This window comes from Streptomyces sp. NPDC002886 (genome assembly GCF_042888445.1).
In the GTDB taxonomy this organism is placed as follows: domain Bacteria; phylum Actinomycetota; class Actinomycetes; order Streptomycetales; family Streptomycetaceae; genus Streptomyces.
Genome location: NZ_JBIAPV010000009.1, coordinates 123,700 through 144,444, shown reverse-complemented (window position 1 = coordinate 144,444; position 20,745 = coordinate 123,700). Strand labels below are relative to the sequence as shown.

Sequence of the window (20,745 nt, the reverse complement as noted above, 5' to 3'; positions counted from 1 at the left end):
AGCACCGATGAGTACCCCGCCGCCCCCCAGCCAGCCGCCCTCCGGCGGGTTCGGCGCGCCCGAGGACCAGCCGTCCGGTGGATTCGGCGGGCCGCCGCCGGTGTCCCCGCAGATGCCCCCGGCCATGCCGGCCGGCCCCCCGCCCCCGCCTCCGGCCATGCCGCCGACGGTCCCGGCCGGACCGCCCGCGGGGCAGGCCTCGTACGGCTATCCGCAGGAGCCGTACGGCTACCCGCAGCAGCAGCCGCAGCCCGTCACCGCGCCCATGTACGCGGCCCCGAGCCCGGCGGCGCCCGCCGGCGGCGGCGGCAACGACGTCCGTACCCAGCTGATGATCGTCGGCGCGGCCCTCCTGGCCATCGTCCTCATCGTCGGCGGCGGCTTCTGGTACGTCGGCGACGACAAGGGCTCCGCCGACCCGGCCGTGGCCGACGGCGGCGCGAGCCCCGGCACCGGCGGCGACAAGGCACCGGGCGGCGGCGGCAGCGAGAAGGTGCCGTCCAAGACCAAGTCGAAGACCCTGGTCAACCTCCCGATGCCGGAGTCGAAGGAGATCGTCCAGATCCCCGGCTCCTGGCTCACCGACACCACCTACGCCAAGTCCGACATGGGCAAGATCGTCGGCTACAACGTGGCCGACGGCGCCAAGAAGTGGGAGATCCCGCTCGGCGCCAACGTCTGCGCCGCGAGCCGCTGGGTCTCGGACAACAAGACGGCGATCCTCTTCGACGCGGCCCTGCCGACGGCCGAGAAGAAGTACCAGCCGTGCAACCAGGTCGGCGTCATCGACCTGAACTCCGGCAAGCTCCTGTGGAAGGCCTCCACCAAGGTCCAGGGCGGCGGCGAGAAGCCGATCGAATACGACGAGGTGACCGTCAGCGGCCAGACCGTGGCCGCGGGCGGACTGAACGGCGGCTCCGCCTGGAACCTCGCCGACGGCAAGCCCCTGTGGACGCCCAAGGTCGACGCGGACGACTGCAAGGACCAGGGCTACGGCGGCGGCCCGGCCCTCGCCGTGATCCGCAAGTGCGGCCAGTACGGGAGCTACACGGTGTCCGCCCAGTCCCTCGACCCGGTCACCGGCGCACAGAAGTCCTCGTACAAGCTGCCCCCGGGTGTGGAGGACGCCGGGATCGTCTCCACCAAGCCGCTGATCATCGCGGTGGACATCAACCACACCTCCAAGAACGCCATCGGCGTCAGCGACCTCTTCGTCCTCGACGACGGGGGCCAGCTCAAGACCCGCATCCCGCTCACCTCGGGCAACTACAACCCCGAGTGCGGCACCGAGGTCGAGGACTGCGTCAACATGGTCGTCGGCAACGGCAAGCTCTACCTGCCGACCGAGGAGCACCAGGGCGGCACGGCCGACTACGGCCGGACCAACGAGATCGTCTCCTTCGACCTGGAGACCGGCAAGCTGACCACCGACCGCGCCGACGCCGGCGAGCGCTACAGCATCTACCCGCTGCGCATGGACGGCTCCAACCTCATCGCCCACAAGGTCCCGCCCTACGACGGCGGCGGCCAGGTCGTCTCCATCGACGGCAAGACGATGAAGGAGACCCTGCTCATGCAGAACCCGGCGACCAAGGAATCGCAGCGCGCCGAGACCCAGTTCCTGGCGGAGTCCGCCGAGTTCCTCTACGGCAACGGGAGGTACTTCATCGCCCGCACCGCCGTGCACCGCAAGTCCACCGTGTCCAGCGACCCGTACTACACCTTCGTCTCCTTCACGACGGGCTGACCGGCAGCGGCACCCGCGCAGCACGTCGGGAAAGCCCCGAAGCCCCCGGAAGGTCCGTCCTTCCGGGGGCTTCTGCGCGGTTACCGCACCGCGCCGTCGAACAAGCGTGTAGCTTGCCGGGTCAGAAGGGCGGGGGTGGGTGCCTCAATGGGCGTACGGGTCATGGTGGTCGACGAGCACCGGCTGCTGGCCGAGGCGCTCGCCTCGGCCCTGAAACTGCGCGGCCACCGGGTGCTGGCGGCCGCCGCGCCGGCCGCGGGCGCCGCCGAGCTGGTCATCAGCCGCGCCCCGGAGGTCTGCCTGCTGGGCACGGCCACGCCCGCCGAGCCCGGGGTCTTCGAGCCGATCGTCCGGATCAAGCGGGAGCGTCCGCAGATCGCCGTGGTCGTGCTCGGCCCGGTGCCCAGCCCGCGCGGGATCGCCGCCGCCTTCGCGGCCGGCGCCTCGGGGTACGTACGCCACGACGAGCGGATCGAGGGCGTGGAGCGGGCCCTGGCCAAGGCGCGGGCGGGAGAAGTGGCCATCTCGCCGCAGCTGTTGCAGGGGGCCTTCGCGGAACTGCTCAATCCCGCCGCCCAGCCCGACGACGAGGGCAGCCGGCTGCTGCGGCTGCTCACGCCGCGCGAGGTGGAGGTGCTCGTCCGGGTCGCCGAGGGCGAGGACACCCGGCTCATCGCCGCCGGCATGGCCATCGCGCCGAGCACCGCGCGCACGCACGTCCAGCGGGTCCTGATGAAGCTGGGTGTGGGGTCGCGGCTGGAGGCGGCCGCGCTGGCCGCCCGTACGGGGTTGCTGGACCGGGCCGGACCGCCGCCGTCCGGGGGCGCCCGGCTCTGACCGGGGCCGGGCCGGATTTCCCCGGCGGCGCGGATTCCGGTATGCCGGTCACCAGCACGCGCACGGCGCGTGCGTTCCCGGCGAGAGGCAGTAGGCACGTGAGCGAGACGGCGTCTTCCCCAGCTTCCAAGACTTCCCAGCGTTCCAAGACCTCCAAGTACTTGGTCACCGGCGGAGCCGGATACGTGGGCGGGGTGGTCGCGGCCCACCTCCTTCGGGCGGGCCACGAGGTCACCGTCCTCGACGACCTCTCCACCGGCTTCCGTTCGGGGGTGCCGGCCGGCGCCGCGTTCATCGAGGGCCGCATCCAGGACGCCGCCGAGCACCTGGACCCCTCCTACGACGGGGTCCTGCACTTCGCGGCCTCCTCGCAGGTCGGCGAGTCCGTGGTGAATCCCGGCAAGTACTGGGAGAACAACGTCGGCGGCACCCTGGCCCTGCTGGCGGCGATGCGCGGGGCGGGCGTGCGCCGGCTGGTGTTCTCCTCCACCGCGGCGACCTACGGGGAGCCCGGCGACGGGCCGCTGACCGAGTCCTCGGTGACCGCCCCCACCAACCCGTACGGGGCCTCGAAGCTGGCCGTCGACCATATGATCGCGGGGGAGTGCGCGGCGCACGGCCTCGCGGCGGTCTCGCTGCGCTACTTCAACGTGGCGGGCGCCTACGGGCAGTTCGGCGAGCTGCACGACCCCGAGACCCACCTGATTCCGCTGGTCCTGCAAGTGGCCCTCGGTGAGCGGGAGTCGATCTCGGTGTTCGGCGAGGACTACCCCACCCCGGACGGCACCTGCGTGCGGGACTACATCCACGTCGCCGACCTGGCCGAGGCCCACTTGGCCGCGCTCCGGGTCGCCGCCGAGGGGGAGCACCTGGTGTGCAACCTCGGCAACGGCAGCGGGTTTTCGGTCCGGGAGGTCATCGAGACCGTCCGCAAGGTCACCGGGAAGGAGATTCCCGAGGTGGTGGCTCCCCGCAGGGTGGGCGACCCGGCCTTCCTCGTCGCCTCCGCCCGCAGGGCCCACGAGCGGCTCGGCTGGGCCCCGACCCGCTCGGACCTCACGGGCATCGTGACGGACGCCTGGAACTTCACCCGCGCCCGGCGCGGCTGAGCCCACCTGCAGCCACCGGTACCCACCGCCAGCCCCTGGCCCACGCGTCCCCGCCCGATCAGGGCGGGGGCGCGCATGCGTTCGGGGCGCGCCGTTCTCGGGCGCTGCGCGCGGGCGCCCGGCGTGCGCACGCCGAGTGAAATACCCCCCGTGCAACTGCCCATGGCACGCGATCGGGTGGAACGGGCCACCGCCCCGGCGGTGTGCGGTCGATTTCAAGCCACCTCGGAGCGGTTCCGGAACCGCCTCGCCGGAAAATCGCTCGGAAAACTTCTGCAATTCGGCCAACCACGAGCCGACCCCGGCCCTACGCTGATGCGTGACACCGGTGGGGGCCGGTGTTGATTCAGGGGTCGAGACAAGTCGGGTACGACGTCCGGTCCGGGGTAGTGCAGAGATGTCACGGCGGCGGCCGAGGCGCCTGCGGATCACCCGGTCCGGGCGTCGTACCCGCCGTCGTCCGTTCCCCGACCCTTGGGGGTTTTGTGGTCCGTATCCGGGTACTCGTGGTCGACGATCACCGCATCTTCGCCGAATCTCTCGCCGCCGCGCTCGCGGCCGAACCGGACGTGGACGTCTCCGCGGCCGGCAGCGGCCCCGCCGCGCTGCGCTGCCTCGAACGCGCGGTGGCCGAAGGGCGCCGCTTCGACGTGCTGCTGGTCGACGCCGACCTGGCCGCCGTGCCCGCGGGCGTTCCCGCCCAGCGGGAGTCCGGCTCCGCCCCGCTCGCCGCCGACGGGATCGCGCTGGTGGCGGGCGTACGGGTGTCCCATCCCGCGGTCCGTACGGTCGTCCTCGCCGAGCGGGACGACGCACGCCGTGCCGCGCTCGCGCTCCAGGCGGGAGCCTCGGGCTGGGTGGCCAAGGACTGCTCGCTCTCGCGGCTCCTGGCCGTCGTCCGCGGAGTCCTGCGCGAGGAGACGCACCTTCCGCCCGCGCTGCTCACCGGAGTTCTCCGCGAGCTGACCGCGGCGCGCAAGCACCGTACCGACAGCGAACGGCTGGTGGAGTCCCTCACGCCCAGGGAGCACGAGGTGCTGCGCTGCATGGTGGCGGGGCTGGGCCGCAAGGACGTGGCCGCGCGGCTGTTCCTCTCCCCGCACACGGTCCGCACCCACATGCAGAACGTGCTGGGCAAGCTGGGCGTGCACTCCACGCTCGCGGCGGTCGCCCTGGCCCGGCGGGCCGGCGTGCGCCCCGCAGACCTGCCCGGACTGCCGGGGCAGGGACTAGCCGGGGATGTTGTCGAACGGAGCGGTCAACTGGCGTAGCAGCCCGGCGAGATCGCCGCGCTCCGTACGCGAGAGCTGGGCCAGGATCGCCCGTTCCTGGGCCAGCAGCCCGGCGAGCGCCTGGTCGGCGCGGTCACGGCCCTCGGGGCTGAGGCGCACGAGGACCCCCCGGCGGTCGTTGGGGTCCGGGAGCCGTTCGACGAGGCCCTTCTTGGCGAGCCGGTCGATGCGGTTGGTCATGGTCCCGGAGGTCACCAGGGTCTGCGTCAGCAACTGGCCGGGGGAGAGCTGGTAGGGCGCGCCGGCCCGCCGCAGCGAGGTCAGGACGTCGAACTCCCAGGGCTCCAGGCCGTGCTCGGAAAAGGCCAGCCGGCGGGCGCGGTCGAGGTGCCGCGCGAGCCTGCTGACGCGGCTGAGTACCTCGAGCGGTTCCACGTCGAGGTCAGGGCGTTCCCGCCGCCATGCCGCGACCAGTCGGTCGACCTCGTCCTCCATGCCGATCAGTGTAAAGGGTCTGTCGACGTGAAGTCTCTTTAAATCGAGCATCTCGCCATCAAGTATCTTGACGTCGAGATATATTTTCCGCCACCATGGGGCATGGAGGGGGCCGGAGCAGCTTCCGAAGCGGCTTCCGATTCCGTCCGTACTGCCAGCAAGGAGGCTCGAACATGCATTCCGATACCGCGCCGGCCAGGATCCCGGCGACATCCCCCACGGGTGACGAAGCCACGACCCCCGCCGCGCCCACCTGGGACCCGCAGCAGTACCTCAGGCACGCCGGTCACCGGGCCAGGCCCTTCCTCGACCTCCTCGCCCGGATACCCGAGCTCCCTTCCCGGGCCGCCCGCATCGCCGACCTCGGCTGCGGCCCGGGCAACGTCACCGCGCTCCTCTCGGACCGCTGGCCCGAAGCCCACATCACCGGCTACGACCTCTCCCCGGAGATGCTCCACCGCGCCGACGCCGAATACGCCGGTCCCACCGGTGGCGGGGGCAGGCTCGACTTCCGCCACGGAAACCTGGCCGACTGGCTCCCGGAGGAGCCGTACGACCTGATCGTCTCCAACGCCGCCTTCCAGTGGGTCCCCGGCCACGCCGGATCCTTCGCCCCCTGGATCAACGGACTGCGCCCCGGCGGCACCTTCGCGTTCCAGATCCCCGGCAACTTCACCGCCCCCAGCCACCGGATCCTCGCCGACCTGTGCGACACCCCGCGCTGGCGCAGCCGGCTCGCCGGACACGGGGCCCGCTACGTCCACATCCTCGAACCCTCCGGATACCTGGAGCGCTTCACCGAGCTCGGCTGCGCCGCCGACGTGTGGGAGACCACCTACCACCAGCTGCTCCAGGGCCCCGATCCGGTACTGGACTGGGTGAAGGGCACCGCACTGCGGCCCGTGCTCACCGCGCTGGCCGATGACGAGGAGGCCGTCGAGGCCTTCCTCGCCGAGTACCGCACGCTGCTGCGCGCGGCCTATCCCACGGGCCCCCGCGGCACCGTCTTCCCGTTCCGCCGGATCTTCGCCGTCGCCCGCAAGGAGGCCTGACCATGCTCGCCGGAGTCGACCACGTACAGCTCGCGGCCCCGCCCGGCTCGGAGGACCGGCTCCGCGCCTATTACACCGAGGTCCTCGGCATGACCGAGATCCCCAAGCCGCCCCTGCTCGCGGCGCGCGGCGGCTGCTGGTTCGCCGCCGGGCCGGTCCAGCTCCACCTGGGCATAGAGGAGGACTTCCGCCCCGCCCGCAAGGCGCACCCGGGACTCAGGGTCGAGGGCATCGAGGCCTACGCGGACAGGCTCCGGGCGCGCGGCGCCACCGTCGTCTGGGACGACGGCCTGCCGGGACACCGCCGCTTCTACTCGCAGGACCCGGTCGGGAACCGGATCGAGTTCTTGGAGAAGCACAGCTTGGAGAAGCACGGCTTGGAGCGGCACGGCCCGCAAGACGCCTGATGCTCCGATGCCACACACGACGGCGCCCCGTCACCGGATCTCCGGTGACGGGGCGCCGTCGTACGCACACGCGGTACGGGGGCTCACTTCTTGCGGTGGCCCACCAGTCGCGGCTTCGCCTCCAGGTTCTCCAGTCCGTGCCAGGACAGGTTCACCAGGTGCGCCGCCACCTCGGCCTTCTTCGGCTGGCGCGTCTCCAGCCACCACTGCCCGGTCAGCGCGACCATTCCGACCAGCGCCTGCGCGTACAGCGGGGCCAGCTTCGGGTCGAAGCCGCGGGCCTTGAACTCCAGGCCCAGGATGTCCTCGACCTGCGTGGCGATATCGCTGATCAGCGAGGCGAAGGTGCCCGTCGACTGGGCCACGGGGGAGTCGCGGACCAGGATCCGGAAACCGTCCGTGTAGTTCTCGATGTAGTCCAGGAGCGCGAACGCCGCCTGCTCCAGGAGCTCCCGCGGGTGCCCGGCCGTCAGCGCGCCCGTCACCCCGTCCAGCAGCTGGCGCATCTCGCGGTCCACGACGACCGCGTAGAGGCCCTCCTTGCCGCCGAAGTGCTCGTAGACCACGGGCTTGGAGACTCCGGCCTTGGCCGCGATCTCCTCCACCGACGTGCCCTCGAACCCCTTCTCGGCGAACAGGGTGCGGCCGATGTCCAGCAGTTGCTGACGCCGTTCGGCGCCCGTCATCCGGACCCGGCGGGTGCGCCTGGGCTTCTCGCTGCTGGAACTGCTGCCGTCGTTTCCCACGCCCCCCATCATGCCGCGTTCGACACTTCTTCCTTGCGCCGGGCGTCGAGCCGGGCCTCGGAGGGCCAGCGGACGTCGGACGCCCAGCCCAGCTGTTCGAACCAGCGGATCAGCCGCGCACTGGAGTCGACCTGGCCGCGCAGCACACCGTGCCGGGCCGAGGTCGGGTCGGCGTGGTGCAGGTTGTGCCAGGACTCGCCGCAGGACAGCACCGCGAGCCACCACACGTTGCCGGAGCGGTCGCGGGACTTGAAGGGGCGCTTGCCCACCGCGTGGCAGATCGAGTTGATCGACCACGTCACGTGGTGCAGCAGCGCGACCCGGACCAGGGAGCCCCAGAAGAACGCGGTGAAGGCGCCCCACCACGACATGGTCACCAGACCGCCGACCAGCGGGGGCAGCGCCAGCGAGAACATCGTCCAGTAGATGAAGTCGCGCGAGATGCGGCGGATCGCCGGGTCCTTGATCAGGTCCGGGGCGTACTTCTGCTGGTCGGTCTGCTCCTCGTCGAAGAGCCACCCGATGTGCGCCCACCACAGGCCCTTCATCAGGGCCGGCAGCGTCTCGCCGAAGCGCCACGGCGAATGCGGGTCGCCCTCGTGGTCGGAGTACTTGTGGTGCTTGCGGTGGTCGGCCACCCAGCGCACCAGCGGCCCCTCGACCGCCATCGACCCCATGATCGCCAGGGCGATGCGCAGCGGCCGCTTCGCCTTGAAGGAGCCGTGCGTGAAGTAGCGGTGGAAGCCGATGGTGATGCCGTGGCAGGCGAGGAAGTACATGAACACCATCAGGCCCACGTCCAGCCAGCTCACCCCCCAGCCCCACGCAAGCGGAAGGGCCACCAGCAGGGCGAGGAAGGGGACGGTGATGAACAGCAGCAGCGCGATCTGCTCGACCGACCGCTTGTTCTCACCGCCGAGGGTCGCGGACGGCACGGACGCGCCGGAAGACGCCGGGGCGTCCTCGATCACGTCGGGACTGATGGTCATAGGTGTGTCCCCTGAGGGTGAGGGAGTCGGCAGGCGCGCCGTCCGGCCACACATCCCTACGGGTGCGTAACCTACGGCAACGTAAGTATGGCAAAGCCCGCTCGAGCGGCAATAGGAGCGCGCCCTAGCGGTGTGCGCGGGGCCGGCGCACCGTGTCGCGGGCCCTGTCCCGCGGTGCTTTGGTCCCTGCCGCGGGACGCCCGCCGAGGGGCCGATCGGCCCCGGGCCGCGGGGCCGCCGTCCCGCTAGGTGACACAGGGACCTGGTCACCGGTACGGGCCACCTATCCTGGTGTCGTCGGACAGCGCGGTCCGCACGGGCAGCCCGAGCTGCGCATCAGGAGCGGTGGCACCGCCGGACGAAGGTCCGGGCGGGCACCACCGCGCGCAACCGGAGCCCACCTCCCAGTAGCGCTCGAAACACTGCAAGGAGCCGCACCTGTGAGCAGTGCCGACCAGGCCCACTCGACCACCGCCCCGGCGACGTCCCCCGCCGGCGCCGCCAACGCCGAGCTGCGCGCGGACATCCGCCGCCTCGGCGACCTCCTCGGCGAGACCCTCGTACGTCAGGAGGGCCAGGACCTCCTCGACCTGGTCGAACGCGTCCGAGCCCTCACGCGCACCGACGGCATCGCGGCCGCCGAGCTGCTCGGCGACACCGACCTGTTGACCGCCGCCAAGCTGGTGCGCGCCTTCTCCACCTACTTCCACCTCGCCAACGTCACCGAGCAGGTGCACCGCGGCAAGGAGCTGCGCGCCCACCGCGCCGCCGAGGGGGGCCTGCTGGCCCGCACCGCCGACATGCTCAAGGACGCGGACCCCGAGCACCTGCGCGAGACGGTCAAGAACCTCAACGTCCGCCCCGTCTTCACCGCGCACCCCACCGAGGCGGCCCGCCGCAGCGTCCTGAACAAGCTGCGCCGCATCGCGGCCCTCCTGGAGGAGCCCGTCTCGGGCGCCGGCGAGCGCCGCCGCCACGACCTGCGCCTCGCGGAGAACATCGACCTCGTCTGGCAGACCGACGAACTGCGCGTGGTCCGCCCCGAGCCCGCCGACGAGGCCCGCAACGCGATCTACTACCTCGACGAGCTGCACGCCGGCGCCGTCGGCGACGTCCTCGAGGACCTGGCCGCCGAGCTCCAGCGCGTCGGCATCGAGATCCCGGCCGGCACCCGCCCGCTCACCTTCGGCACCTGGATCGGCGGCGACCGCGACGGCAACCCCAACGTCACGCCCGAGGTGACCCGGGACGTGCTGATCCTCCAGCACGAGCACGGCATCACCGACGCCCTGGAACTCATCGACTTCCTGCGCGGACTGCTGTCGAACTCCATCCGCTACACCGGTGCCACCGAGGAGCTCCTGACCTCCCTCCAGGGTGACCTGGAGCGCCTCCCGGAGATCAGCCCGCGCTACAAGCGGCTGAACGCCGAGGAGCCGTACCGCCTCAAGGCCACCTGCATCCGGCAGAAGCTCCTCAACACCCGCGAGCGCCTCGCCAAGGGCACCCCGCACGAGGACGGCCGCGACTACCTCGGCACCGCCGAGCTGCTCACCGACCTCACCCTCATCCAGACCTCCCTGCGCGAGCACCGCGGCGCGCTGTTCGCCGACGGCCGCATGGACCGCACCATCCGCACGCTGGCCGCCTTCGGCCTCCAGCTCGCCACGATGGACGTGCGCGAGCACGCGGACGCCCACCACCACGCGCTGGGTCAGCTCTTCGACCGGCTCGGCGAGGAGTCCTGGCGCTACGCGGACATGCCCCGCGACTACCGCGGTCGGCTCCTGGCCAAGGAGCTGCGCTCGCGCCGCCCGCTGGCGCCCACCCCGGCCCCGCTCGACGCGGCCGGCCAGAAGACCCTCGGCGTGTTCGGCGCCATCAAGGACGCCTTCGAGAAGTTCGGCCCCGAGGTCATCGAGTCCTACATCATCTCGATGTGCCAGGGCGCCGACGACGTCTTCGCCGCCGCCGTCCTCGCCCGCGAGGCTGGCCTCATCGACCTGCACGGCGGCTGGGCCAAGATCGGCATCGTCCCGCTCCTGGAGACCACCGACGAGCTCAAGGCCGCCGACGTCATCCTCGACGAGATGCTCGCCGACCCCTCCTACCGGCGCTTGGTCTCGCTGCGCGGCGACGTCCAGGAGGTCATGCTCGGCTACTCCGACTCCTCCAAGTTCGGCGGCATCACCACCTCCCAGTGGGAGATCCACCGCGCTCAGCGCCGACTGCGCGACGTGGCCCACCGCTACGGCGTGCGCCTGCGCCTCTTCCACGGCCGCGGCGGCACCGTCGGCCGTGGCGGCGGCCCCTCGCACGACGCGATCCTCGCGCAGCCCTGGGGCACCCTGGAGGGCGAGATCAAGGTCACCGAGCAGGGCGAGGTCATCTCCGACAAGTACCTCGTACCGTCGCTGGCCCGCGAGAACCTGGAGCTGACCGTCGCGGCCACCCTCCAGGCCTCCGCCCTGCACACCGCCCCGCGCCAGTCCGACGAGGACCTGGCCCGCTGGGACGCGGCCATGGACGTCGTCTCCGACGCCGCGCACGACGCGTACCGCGCGCTCGTCGAGGACCCGGACCTGCCGGCGTACTTCTTCAAGGCCACCCCCGTGGACCAGCTCGCCGACCTGCACCTGGGCTCGCGCCCCTCGCGCCGCCCCGACTCGGGCGCCGGCCTCGACGGCCTGCGCGCCATCCCGTGGGTCTTCGGCTGGACCCAGTCCCGCCAGATCGTCCCCGGCTGGTACGGGGTCGGCTCGGGCCTGAAGGCCCTGCGCGAGGCGGGCCAGGGCGACGCGCTGACCGAGATGGGCGAGCGCTGGCACTTCTTCCGCAACTTCCTGTCCAACGTCGAGATGACGCTGGCCAAGACGGACCTGCGGATCGCCCGCCACTACGTCGACACCCTGGTGCCCGACGAGCTCAAGCACGTGTTCGCCCGCATCGAGGCCGAGCACGAGCTGACCGTCCGCGAGGTCCTGCGGATCACCGGGGGCGAGAAGCTCCTCGACTCCAACCCGGTCCTCCAGCAGACCTTCTCGGTCCGTGACGCCTACCTGGACCCGATCTCCTACCTCCAGGTCTCCCTGCTGGCCCGCCAGCGGGCGGCCGCCGAGCGCGGCGAGGAGGCGGACCCGATCCTGTCCCGGGCGCTGCTCCTGACCGTCAACGGCGTCGCGGCCGGTCTGCGCAACACCGGCTGAGGTTTCGTACGGCACGGCAGAGGGCCCGCACACCGGACGGTGTGCGGGCCCTCTGCACGTACTTCTGGCTGTTGGCCTCTCTAGCTGTTGGCCTCTCTAGCTGTTGGCCCCTTTAGCTGTTGTACGTGGACTGCGCGCGCTCCAGGCCCTCCTGGATGAGGCACTCCACGGCGTCCGCCGAACGGTCGACGAACCAGTCCAGCTCCTTGCGCTCCGTGGAGGAGAAGTCCTTCAGCACGAAGTCCGCGACCTGCATCCGGCCGGGCGGGCGGCCGATGCCGCAGCGCACCCGGTGGTAGTCGGGGCCCATCGACTTCGTCATCGACTTGAGGCCGTTGTGGCCGTTGTCCCCGCCGCCCAGCTTCAGCCGGAGCGTCGGGTAGTCGATGTCCAGCTCGTCGTGGACCGCGACGATCCGGTCCAGCGGCACCTTGTAGAAGTCCCGCAGCGCCGTCACCGGGCCGCCGGACAGGTTCATGAACGACATGGGCTTGGCCAGCACCACGCGCCGGTTCAGCGGTCCCGGCGGGCCCATCCGGCCCTCGACCACCTGGGCGCGGGCCTTGTGCGCCTTGAACTTGCCGCGCATCCGGTCCGCCAGCAGGTCGGCGACCATGAAACCGATGTTGTGGCGGTTGCCCGCGTACTCCGCACCCGGGTTCCCGAGACCCACGATCAGCCAGGGCGCCGCGTCGTCCGACATCAAAAGCTCCTTATACGAAGACGACCGCCGTCCCGCTCCAGTGGAGCCGGACGGCGGTCGTTCAGCAAGTGCTGAGGGGGAGGCGCGAGGCTCAGGCCTCGGTGCCCTCGGCGGCCGGCTCCTCGGTGCCCGCACCGATGACCTGCAGGACGGCGATGTCGCCGTCGACGGCCAGCGTGGTGCCGGCCGGCAGGACCAGGTCGGAGGCGGTGATGGTGGCACCGGCCTCCAGGCCCGCGATCGAGACGGTGACCTCGGTCGGGATGTGCGTGGCCTCGGCCTCGACGGAGATGGTGTTCTGGAGGGTCTCCAGCATGTTGCCGCCCGGGGCCAGCTCGCCCTCGGTGACGATCGCGACGTCGACGGTGACCTTCTCGCCCTTCTTGACGATCAGGAAGTCGACGTGGGAGATCGAGCGCTTCAGCGGGTGCTTCTGAACGGCCTTCGGGATGACCAGCTCGGTGCCGGCGCCCTCGATGTCCAGGGAGAGCAGGACGTTCGGGGTGCGCAGCGCCAGCTGGAGCGCGTGGGCGTCCACGTTGACGTGCTTCGGGTCGGTGCCGTGGCCGTAGATGACCGCGGGGGTCAGGGCGTCACGGCGGGCCTGGCGGGCAGAGCCCTTGCCGAAGTTTTCGCGGACCTTCGCGGCAAGCTTGATCTCGGACATGCTCACTCCTCGTGGGGTGACGGAAATGGACGACAGTCACCCGGCCGGAACACGGCCTGCTACGAAGAGCGCGTCGATAACGGAGCACCGATACCCGTCTGAAACAGGTACGGCCTCCCTCGCCGAGCAACTCGAGGAGTGTACCCGGCGGGGAGGCCGTACCCAAAAATGATCTAGCGCACCTCGGTGGTGCTTACTGCTGCTCTTCGAACAGGCTGGTGACCGAGCCGTCCTCGAAGACCTCGCGCACGGCGCGGGCGATCATCGGGGCGATGGAGAGCACCGTGATCTTGTCGAGTTCCAGGTCGGACGGGTCCGGCAGGGTGTTCGTGAACACGAACTCGCTGACCTTGGAGTTCTTCAGGCGGTCGGCGGCCGGGCCCGACAGGATGCCGTGCGTGGCCGTCACGATGACGTCCTCGGCGCCGTGCGCGAAGAGCGCGTCGGCGGCGGCGCAGATGGTGCCACCCGTGTCGATCATGTCGTCGACCAGGACGCAGACGCGGCCCTTGACCTCACCGACGACCTCGTGGACGGTCACCTGGTTGGCGACGTCCTTGTCGCGGCGCTTGTGCACGATCGCCAGGGGGGCGTCCAGGCGGTCGCACCAGCGGTCGGCGACGCGTACGCGGCCGGCGTCCGGGGAGACGATCGTCAGCTTGGAGCGGTCGACCTTGGCGCCGACGTAGTCCGCGAGGACCGACAGGGCCGAAAGGTGGTCGACCGGGCCGTCGAAGAAGCCCTGGATCTGGTCGGTGTGCAGATCGACCGTGAGGATGCGGTCCGCACCCGCGGTCTTCAGCAGGTCCGCGACCAGGCGGGCCGAGATCGGCTCGCGGCCCTTGTGCTTCTTGTCCTGGCGGGCGTACCCGTAGGACGGGACGATCACGGTGATGGAGCGTGCCGACGCGCGCTTGAGCGCGTCGATCATGATCAGCTGCTCCATGATCCACTTGTTGATCGGAGCCGTGTGGCTCTGGATCAGGAAGCAGTCCGCGCCACGCGCCGACTCCTGGAAGCGGACGTAGATCTCGCCGTTCGCGAAGTCGAAAGCCTTGGTCGGCACGAGGCCGACACCGAGCTGGTGCGCGACCTCCTCGGCCAGCTCGGGGTGGGCGCGGCCGGAGAAGAGCATCAGCTTCTTCTCGCCGGTCGTCTTGATCCCGGTCACAGCACTGTCTCCTCAGACGTGGGAAAGCTGCTTGCCCCCATGTGCGTCCGTCCCGCACACGGTGAGCCAGCCGAATTGCGTTCACCTATCACGGTACGCCGTATCGGGCGTAGCCGTTTCCGGTCAGTTCACCTCAGCGTTCGTCGGAGTCCTCGCGGACCGCCGACTGAGCCGCTGTCGCGGCGGCACTTCCCGGACGCTTGCGGGCCACCCAACCCTCGATATTCCGCTGCTGGCCACGGGCCACGGCCAGGGCGCCGGGCGGCACGTCCTTCGTGATCACCGAGCCGGCGGCGGTGTAGGCGCCGTCCCCGATGGTGACGGGAGCCACAAACATGTTGTCCGAGCCCGTCTTGCAGTGTGAGCCGACGGTCGTGTGGTGCTTGTGCTCACCGTCGTAGTTCACGAACACGCTGGCCGCGCCGATGTTCGTGTACTCGCCGATCGTCGCGTCGCCGACGTAGGACAGGTGCGGGACCTTGGTGCCCTCGCCGATCGTGGCGTTCTTCATCTCCACGTACGTGCCGGCCTTGGCCTTGGCGCCCAGGTTGGTGCCCGGACGCAGGTACGCGAAGGGGCCGACGCTCGCCGAGGGGCCGACGACGGCGGTGTCCGCCACGGTGTTGTCCACCCGGGCGCCGGCGCCGACGTGGGTGTCCTTCAGACGGGTGTTGGGGCCGACCTCGGCCAGCTCGGCGACGTGGGTGGTGCCGAGCAGCTGGGTGCCGGGGTGCACGATCGCGTCCTGGCCGAAAGTCACCGTCACGTCGACGAGCGTGGTCGCCGGGTCGACGATCGTCACGCCGGCGAGCATGGCGCGCTCCAGCAGGCGGGCGTTCAGCAGGGCGCGGGCCTCGGCGAGCTGGACCCGGTTGTTGATCCCGAGGATCTGCCGGTGGTCCGCGCCCACGGCCGCGCCGACGCGGTGGCCGGCCTCGCGCAGGATGCCGAGCACGTCGGTGAGGTACTCCTCGCCCTGGCTGTTGTCGGTGCGGACCTTGCCGAGGGCGTCGGCGAGGAGGGCGCCGTCGAAGGCGAAGACGCCGGAGTTGATCTCGGCGATGGCGCGCTGGGCGTCGGTGGCGTCCTTGTGCTCGACGATGGCGGTGACCGCCCCGTCGGCGCCGCGGATGATCCGGCCGTATCCGGTGGAGTCGGGGACCTCGGCGGTCAGCACGGTGACGGCGTTGCCGTCGGCCTCGTGCGTGGCCGTCAGCGCGGCCAGGGTCTCGCCGGTCAGCAGCGGGGTGTCGCCGCAGACGACGACCACGGTGCCGGCGGGACGGTCGGTGCCGAGCTCTTCGAGGGCCATCCGGACGGCGTGCCCGGTGCCGTTCTGCTCGTACTGGACCGCGGTGCGGACGTCGGCGTCGATCGCGGCGAGGTGCGCGGTGACCTGCTCGCGGGCGTGCCCGACGACGACGACGAGGTGGGTGGGGTCCAGTTCGCGGGAGGCGGCGACGACGTGACCGACGAGCGAGCGCCCGCTGATCTCGTGCAGAACCTTGGGTGTGGCCGACTTCATGCGGGTGCCTTCACCCGCTGCGAGTACGACGACGGCTGCCGGGCGGTTGGCGCTCACGGGTGTGCCCTTCGGCTTCGGGTGGTGGACCCGTGAAGGATACCGGTGGGTTTGAGGCCCTAAACGAGGGTGGGTCCCGACTGTGCACGTCAGGACCCGGACCGTGGAGCTCCCCTGTCAGGACTCGAACCCGAACATAAGGCACCAAAAGCCTCAGTGCTGCCAATTACACCACAGGGGATTAATCGACTTAACCGGACATTGCGCCCTGGTGGTCGAGCCGACGGGACCTACTATGCCGCACCGGGCGCCCTGAATGCGACGGTACAAATCCGTGCCCTTCAGCGGGATTTCCGCTCGCCTCCCGGCCGTACCCGCTGCGTAGGCTGGACGGTATGACCAGTACGGGGGAAGAGCAGGGAGAGGCGGGGGCCGGGCGGGACGGGCCCCTGTGGTGGGACGACCGCAGGTCGGCCGTGTTGGACGTGGGGCTCGGCGCGGTGTCCGCCGTCGAGTGCGGGGTGGAGGGCGTCGGGTTCGCCCGCGAGGCGGGGATCCCGGTCTTCGCCGGGGTGCTGTTCGGGCTGCTGATCGGGACCGTGCTGGTCCTGCGGCGGCGCTGGCCGATCCTCGTGGTGCTCGTCGGCATCGCGGTGTCGCCGGCGGCCATGGGGTTCCTGCTCGGGGTGGTCGGGCTGTACACGCTGGCCGCCTCCGAGGTGCCCCGGCGGATCACCGCGACCCTGACGTCCATGTCGCTGGCCGCGACCTTCGTGGTGATGTACATGAGGACCCGGCACCAGCCCGATGTCACCCTGACCATCGTCATCACCCTGTCCGTGTTCGTGGCGGTGGCGCTGACCGTGCCGCCGGTGCTGTTCGGGCTGTACACGGCGGCCCGCAGACGGCTGATGGAGAGCCTGCAGGAGCGGGCGGACTCGCTGGAGCGGGAGCTGTCGCTGCTCGCGGACCGGGCGGAGGAACGGGCCGAGTGGGCCCGTACGGAGGAGCGGACCCGGATCGCCCGGGAGATGCACGACGTCGTGGCGCACCGGGTGTCGCTCATGGTGGTGCACGCGGCGGCGCTCCAGGCGATCGCCGCCAAGGACCCGGTGAAGGCGGCGAAGAACGCGGCGCTGGTCGGGGACATGGGGCGGCAGGCGCTGACGGAGCTGCGCGAGATGCTCGGGGTGCTGCGCGCCCAGGCCCCGAGGCCGACGGCCCCGACCGCCCCGGTGGCGCTGATCGGGAGCTTCGACGACGGGCCGACGCTGGGCGAGCTGGAGGCGCTGGTCGGACAGTCGCGGGCGGCCGGGATGGCCGTGGAGCTGGACGTGCGCGGCGCGTACTCCGCGTACGTGGCGGAGGTGGAGCAGACCGCCTACCGGGTGGTCCAGGAGGCGCTGACCAACTGCCACAAGCACGCCGCGGGCGCCCGGGTCGTCGTACGGCTGGCGCACCGGGAGGGCGAGGTGGCGATGCAGGTGGAGAACGGCCCCTGCGACGGCAAGGCGGCCGAGCCGGGGCTGCCGAGCGGCGGGAACGGCCTGGTCGGCATGCGCGAGCGGGTGCTCGCCCTGGGCGGGGTGTTCGTGTCCGGCCCGACGGACGAGGGCGGCTTCAAGGTCTCGGCGGTCCTGCCGGGCGCGCGGGGGTAGGAGCGGCCGTGGGATCCGGCGTCCGGAGGTGCCTGTCCGGCGGGGTCGTCGGTGATGTGCGGGCGTATCTTTTCCGGCTGGAGGAAGGCCGGTATCCGGAGGCCGGGGAGCGGCTGCCGGAGCTGTGAGGGTGTGGCGGCGAACAGGGGGAGAGTCGATGACGGTGGGCTGGGATCCGGTGGCGGGGCTGACGGACGAGGACCGGAAGCTGTTCCAGGGGCGGTGGGAGAAGCGGCTCTGGCTGAACGTGCCGGGGCCCTTCTACACGGGCGAGACGGACACGTGCTGGACCGGGCGGCTGAACGCGCCGAGCAACGTGATGTACGCGGCGAGCACCGAGGGCAGCCTCGAGTACGTCTTCCGGCAGCCGCGGAACCCGGGCGAGGTGCGCGAGGTGGTGAACGCGGCGGACGAGGAGCCCTTCCAGGAGTACGCGTACGACGGGGACCGCTGGTGGACCCCGGAGGCGGTGCGCCGCTGGTGGGCCGGACGGGGCCGGGTCGAGGAGCACCTGGCGCTCACGCTGGCCGAGTACGGGGACAGCGTCCATCCCGCCGACCGGGACGCCGCCGTGGGGGCCCGGGAGTTCCGGGCCTATCTGGAGGGCGGGCTCGCCGCCGATCTGCGGGCGTACCTCTTCCGGCTGGAGGAGGGCCGCTACCCGGGGGAAGGGGAGCGGCTCCCCGGGCTGGAGGCGTAGGGGGAGAGGGCGGGGCCCCGGTTAGGCGGGGCCCTCGGTCTGGCCCGTCGTCAAGCGGGTCGGCTGGAGGCCGGTGAGGAGGAGGGTGAGGGCCTCGTCGAGGGTCGCCCCGAGGTACCAGTCGCCGGTGTGGTCCACGCAGTAGACGCGGCCCTCGCGGTCCAGGGCGAGGTGGGACGTTCCGTCGGCCTCGACGCCCAGCGGGCAGAGCTGGGTGGACAGGGCGCGGCCGAGGTCCGCGAAGGTGCGGGCGAGGTGGAGGCCCGTGAGGGGGTCCAGGCGTATCGCGGTGGGCGCGATCTGGCGGCCGGGGCCCGGGGCGGTGACGGTGAGGTTCCCGAACTCCGCCCAGGCTTCGACCGCCGCCGGGAAGACGGTGTGCCGGTGCCCGGCGGGGGTGGTGTGGTCGCGCAGGGCGTCGGCCCAGTACTCGGCCTGCTTGATGTCCCATCGGCCCGGTTCCCAGCCCGCGGTGCGCAGGGCGGAGTCCACGGCGACGGGGAAGCGGGTGGCCGAGGAGCGGGCGTACGAAGCGGAGGTGGTCATGGCGGCTACTCGGGGTGGGAGAGGTCGACGGGGCGTACGCCGAAGTGGGCGAGGAGGGCCTCGCAGGAGCGGCAGGGAGGTGCGTAGCTGCCGTGGAGCGGGTCGCCGTCCTCGCGGATGCGGCGGGCGGTGATCTTGGAGTGCTTCAGCGAACGGCGGGCCTCGCTCGGGGTGAGCGGCTTGCGCGAGGCGCGCTTGCTGCGGGCGCCCTCGACGGTGGCGAGGTGCCGGGAGAGCAGGATCGCCTCCGGACATCGGCCGGTGAAACGTTCGCGCTGGCCGCTCGTGAGGGTGTCGAGGAAATCCTGGACGAGCGCGTGCAGTACGGGCGGCAGGTCGGCCTTGCCGGCGGTGCCGGTGAGGGTTTCCCCGCGTACGGACAGGGCGGCGGCCACGGTGGGCAGGATCCCGTCGCGGCGGAAGCGGAGCACGGGCACGGCGGGGCGGCCGTCACCGCCGCCGCCCCAGCGCAGGCGGGGGTCGCCGGGGCCCTGGTCGGCCGCGGCGCGGGCCTGCGCCGGGACGGCCGCCGGGCCGCTGGTCCCCGTAAGGGCCGCGGGGTCGCGGGAGTCCGCGGGGCCGCGGGCGTCCGAGGGATCCGCGGATCCCCGGGCTCCCGCGCCTCCTGAGTGGGCGTCGGCCGGTTCTGTACGTGTCGCCGTGTCGTGCATGGTTGCGCTTTCCCTCCCGTGGCCGCGGTGCTGACCGCTGTCGCGCACGCCCCCGTGCTGTGGGGACAGCCTGTCAAATGTCCCGTGGCATGTGGAAGCGGGGTCGAATATTCGTATCAATTCGGAACTTCCCGGCCCTCCCGCGGGGTCCCCGCGCACGTGCGGGTGACGTCCTCGCCGGAGCACATAGGCTGTGGTGAACCAGCCGGATCCAGCAGGGGGCTACCGCCATGACGACAGGTCGGCTCGGGCATCAGGCCGCGCCACCCAACGCCGCTTATTCGGGGCAGGTCGTGCATTTCCCGGACCCCGTCCGGGCCGCGCGCCATCCCCACGGAGTCCGCATCGACGCGAACGGACATCCCGACTTCGCGCTGTACGCGCGCGCGGCCGTCGAGATCGCCGAGCCCCCGGAGGGCTTCGGCGTGGACGAGCTGCGTCTGACGGACTGCGTGTCCGCGAACGCGGCCATGCGCGCGACCGGCCACGAACTGTGGGACACGGTCGGCCCGGTGTCGACCCCGCACGGCTGGACCTGGCACCACGTGTCCGGCACGCGCCGCATGGAACTGGTACCGGTCGAGGTGAAGTCGCTGCTGAGGCACCACGCCGGTCTGGCGACGGCCGCGGTCGACCACGTCAAGCGCGGGTCTCGGCCGTTGCAGGAGGTGCGCCCGGTGCACCTGGGACTGCCCAAGACGGTGGTCTCGGTGACCGAGCAGCAGGTCCAGGGCGTCGAGGAGGACCTCGGCTACCGGCTCCCGGAGGCCTACCGCTCCTTCCTGAAGGCGGCGGGCGGCTGCGCGCCCGTGGGCACGGGGCTCGACGTGGAGCTGGGGCTGCTGGTGGACCAGCCGTTCTTCACGGTGCGCGAGGAGGCGGCGGTCAACGACCTCGTCTACATGAACAAGTGCCTGCGGGACCACCTGACGAAGGACTACCTGTGCGTGGCCTTCGTGCAGGGCGGGCTGCTCGCGGTGAAGGTGCGCGGGGAGGGGATCGGCTCGGTCTGGTTCTCCCCGTACGACGATGCGCGCGACCAGGACGGCTGGTCGGTGCAGGAACGCGTGGAGCGGCTGCTGCTGCCGTGCGGTACGGATTTCGACGCCTTCCTGGAACGGCTGGCGGGCAATCCGCCGGAACTGGAAACGGTGGCCGGTCTGATGGTGGACGGCGGATTCGCGCGCTCGGTTCCCGTGACGGGTACGGGTGCGGGCGCGGGTTCGGCGGAGCGTTCGGTTCCGGGTGCCGGTCAGGCAGCGGCACCGGTGGAGAGGTGACGGCGCG

General features: G+C 71.5%; 19 protein-coding genes and 1 tRNA gene. 10 read left to right on the top strand and 10 right to left on the bottom strand.

What is annotated here, in order from left to right:
- The first annotated feature begins 7 nt into the window (after positions 1 to 7).
- From ACFYYB_RS31795 to ACFYYB_RS31780, 4 genes are all read left to right on the top strand, one after another.
- Positions 8 to 1,747 (top strand): PQQ-binding-like beta-propeller repeat protein, encoded by a 1,740-nt coding sequence (locus ACFYYB_RS31795; RefSeq protein ID WP_389439668.1) that lies wholly within the window; start codon positions 8 to 10, stop codon positions 1,745 to 1,747.
- A 147-nt stretch (positions 1,748 to 1,894) separates the two neighbouring features.
- On the top strand, positions 1,895 to 2,584 hold the full coding sequence (locus ACFYYB_RS31790) for a response regulator transcription factor (RefSeq protein ID WP_389439957.1): 690 nt from the start codon (positions 1,895 to 1,897) through the stop codon (positions 2,582 to 2,584).
- A gap of 98 nt (positions 2,585 to 2,682) precedes the next feature.
- On the top strand, positions 2,683 to 3,693 hold the full coding sequence (gene galE / locus ACFYYB_RS31785) for a UDP-glucose 4-epimerase GalE (protein WP_389439666.1): 1,011 nt from the start codon (positions 2,683 to 2,685) through the stop codon (positions 3,691 to 3,693).
- A 485-nt stretch (positions 3,694 to 4,178) separates the two neighbouring features.
- Entirely contained in the window at positions 4,179 to 4,964 is a 786-nt protein-coding gene (locus ACFYYB_RS31780) for a LuxR C-terminal-related transcriptional regulator (RefSeq protein ID WP_389439664.1), read from the top strand.
- On the opposite strand, the gene ACFYYB_RS31775 is transcribed toward ACFYYB_RS31780, so the two are convergent.
- A complete protein-coding gene (locus ACFYYB_RS31775; protein ID WP_389439662.1) occupies positions 4,923 to 5,420 on the bottom strand; it encodes a MarR family winged helix-turn-helix transcriptional regulator in 498 nt (165 codons plus the stop codon). The genes ACFYYB_RS31780 and ACFYYB_RS31775 overlap by 42 nt on opposite strands.
- 173 nt (positions 5,421 to 5,593) lie before the next feature.
- On the opposite strand from ACFYYB_RS31775, the gene ACFYYB_RS31770 reads away from it, so the two are divergent.
- Both ACFYYB_RS31770 and ACFYYB_RS31765 read left to right on the top strand, forming a co-directional pair.
- Positions 5,594 to 6,472 (top strand): trans-aconitate 2-methyltransferase, encoded by an 879-nt coding sequence (locus ACFYYB_RS31770; protein WP_389439660.1) that lies wholly within the window; start codon positions 5,594 to 5,596, stop codon positions 6,470 to 6,472.
- A 2-nt stretch (positions 6,473 to 6,474) separates the two neighbouring features.
- Positions 6,475 to 6,879: a VOC family protein gene (locus ACFYYB_RS31765; protein WP_389439658.1), complete on the top strand. Its 405-nt coding sequence runs from the start codon at positions 6,475 to 6,477 to the stop codon at positions 6,877 to 6,879.
- Positions 6,880 to 6,962: 83 nt separating this feature from the next.
- On the opposite strand, the gene ACFYYB_RS31760 is transcribed toward ACFYYB_RS31765, so the two are convergent.
- Together ACFYYB_RS31760 and ACFYYB_RS31755 are read right to left on the bottom strand one after the other, a co-directional pair.
- Entirely contained in the window at positions 6,963 to 7,634 is a 672-nt protein-coding gene (locus ACFYYB_RS31760) for a TetR/AcrR family transcriptional regulator (protein ID WP_266881878.1), read from the bottom strand.
- A complete protein-coding gene (locus tag ACFYYB_RS31755) occupies positions 7,634 to 8,614 on the bottom strand; it encodes an acyl-CoA desaturase (protein WP_389439656.1) in 981 nt (326 codons plus the stop codon). Before ACFYYB_RS31755 ends, ACFYYB_RS31760 begins: the two co-directional genes overlap by 1 nt.
- A 440-nt stretch (positions 8,615 to 9,054) precedes the next feature.
- Here ACFYYB_RS31755 and ppc point away from each other — a divergent pair, with 440 nt between their 5' ends.
- Complete coding sequence (ppc, locus tag ACFYYB_RS31750) at positions 9,055 to 11,820, top strand: phosphoenolpyruvate carboxylase (protein WP_389439654.1); 2,766 nt, start codon at positions 9,055 to 9,057, stop codon at positions 11,818 to 11,820.
- A 112-nt stretch (positions 11,821 to 11,932) separates the two neighbouring features.
- Here the strand turns inward: ppc and pth are convergent, their stop codons facing one another.
- The 5 genes from pth to ACFYYB_RS31725 form a co-directional block, all read right to left on the bottom strand.
- A complete protein-coding gene (pth, locus tag ACFYYB_RS31745; protein WP_327306362.1) occupies positions 11,933 to 12,523 on the bottom strand; it encodes an aminoacyl-tRNA hydrolase in 591 nt (196 codons plus the stop codon).
- Between the two features lie 91 nt (positions 12,524 to 12,614).
- A complete protein-coding gene (locus tag ACFYYB_RS31740; protein WP_385380100.1) occupies positions 12,615 to 13,190 on the bottom strand; it encodes a 50S ribosomal protein L25/general stress protein Ctc in 576 nt (191 codons plus the stop codon).
- Between the two features lie 193 nt (positions 13,191 to 13,383).
- Positions 13,384 to 14,361 carry a ribose-phosphate diphosphokinase gene (locus ACFYYB_RS31735; RefSeq protein WP_112451977.1) on the bottom strand — a complete coding sequence of 326 codons (978 nt, stop codon included), beginning with the start codon at positions 14,359 to 14,361 and terminating at the stop codon, positions 13,384 to 13,386.
- Between the two features lie 133 nt (positions 14,362 to 14,494).
- Positions 14,495 to 15,943 carry a bifunctional UDP-N-acetylglucosamine diphosphorylase/glucosamine-1-phosphate N-acetyltransferase GlmU gene (glmU, locus tag ACFYYB_RS31730; RefSeq protein ID WP_389439651.1) on the bottom strand — a complete coding sequence of 483 codons (1,449 nt, stop codon included), beginning with the start codon at positions 15,941 to 15,943 and terminating at the stop codon, positions 14,495 to 14,497.
- A gap of 109 nt (positions 15,944 to 16,052) precedes the next feature.
- Positions 16,053 to 16,124, bottom strand: a tRNA-Gln gene (locus ACFYYB_RS31725).
- Positions 16,125 to 16,278: 154 nt separating this feature from the next.
- Here ACFYYB_RS31725 and ACFYYB_RS31720 point away from each other — a divergent pair.
- Both ACFYYB_RS31720 and ACFYYB_RS31715 read left to right on the top strand, forming a co-directional pair.
- Positions 16,279 to 17,541 carry a sensor histidine kinase gene (locus ACFYYB_RS31720; RefSeq protein WP_389439649.1) on the top strand — a complete coding sequence of 421 codons (1,263 nt, stop codon included), beginning with the start codon at positions 16,279 to 16,281 and terminating at the stop codon, positions 17,539 to 17,541.
- Positions 17,542 to 17,698: 157 nt separating this feature from the next.
- Positions 17,699 to 18,241, top strand: coding sequence for a hypothetical protein (locus ACFYYB_RS31715; RefSeq protein ID WP_389439647.1), 543 nt, complete (start codon positions 17,699 to 17,701; stop codon positions 18,239 to 18,241).
- 21 nt (positions 18,242 to 18,262) lie between these two features.
- On the opposite strand, the gene ACFYYB_RS31710 is transcribed toward ACFYYB_RS31715, so the two are convergent.
- Positions 18,263 to 18,787, bottom strand: coding sequence for an SUKH-3 domain-containing protein (locus ACFYYB_RS31710; RefSeq protein ID WP_389439645.1), 525 nt, complete (start codon positions 18,785 to 18,787; stop codon positions 18,263 to 18,265).
- 5 nt (positions 18,788 to 18,792) lie between these two features.
- Positions 18,793 to 19,260, bottom strand: coding sequence for a YwqJ-related putative deaminase (locus ACFYYB_RS31705; protein WP_389439954.1), 468 nt, complete (start codon positions 19,258 to 19,260; stop codon positions 18,793 to 18,795).
- 428 nt (positions 19,261 to 19,688) lie between these two features.
- Between ACFYYB_RS31705 and ACFYYB_RS31700 the strand changes: the two genes are divergently transcribed.
- The gene (locus tag ACFYYB_RS31700; protein ID WP_389439643.1) at positions 19,689 to 20,738 is read left to right on the top strand and encodes an SMI1/KNR4 family protein; all 1,050 of its coding nucleotides are present in this window, start codon (positions 19,689 to 19,691) and stop codon (positions 20,736 to 20,738) included.
- Positions 20,739 to 20,745: the final 7 nt, after the last annotated feature.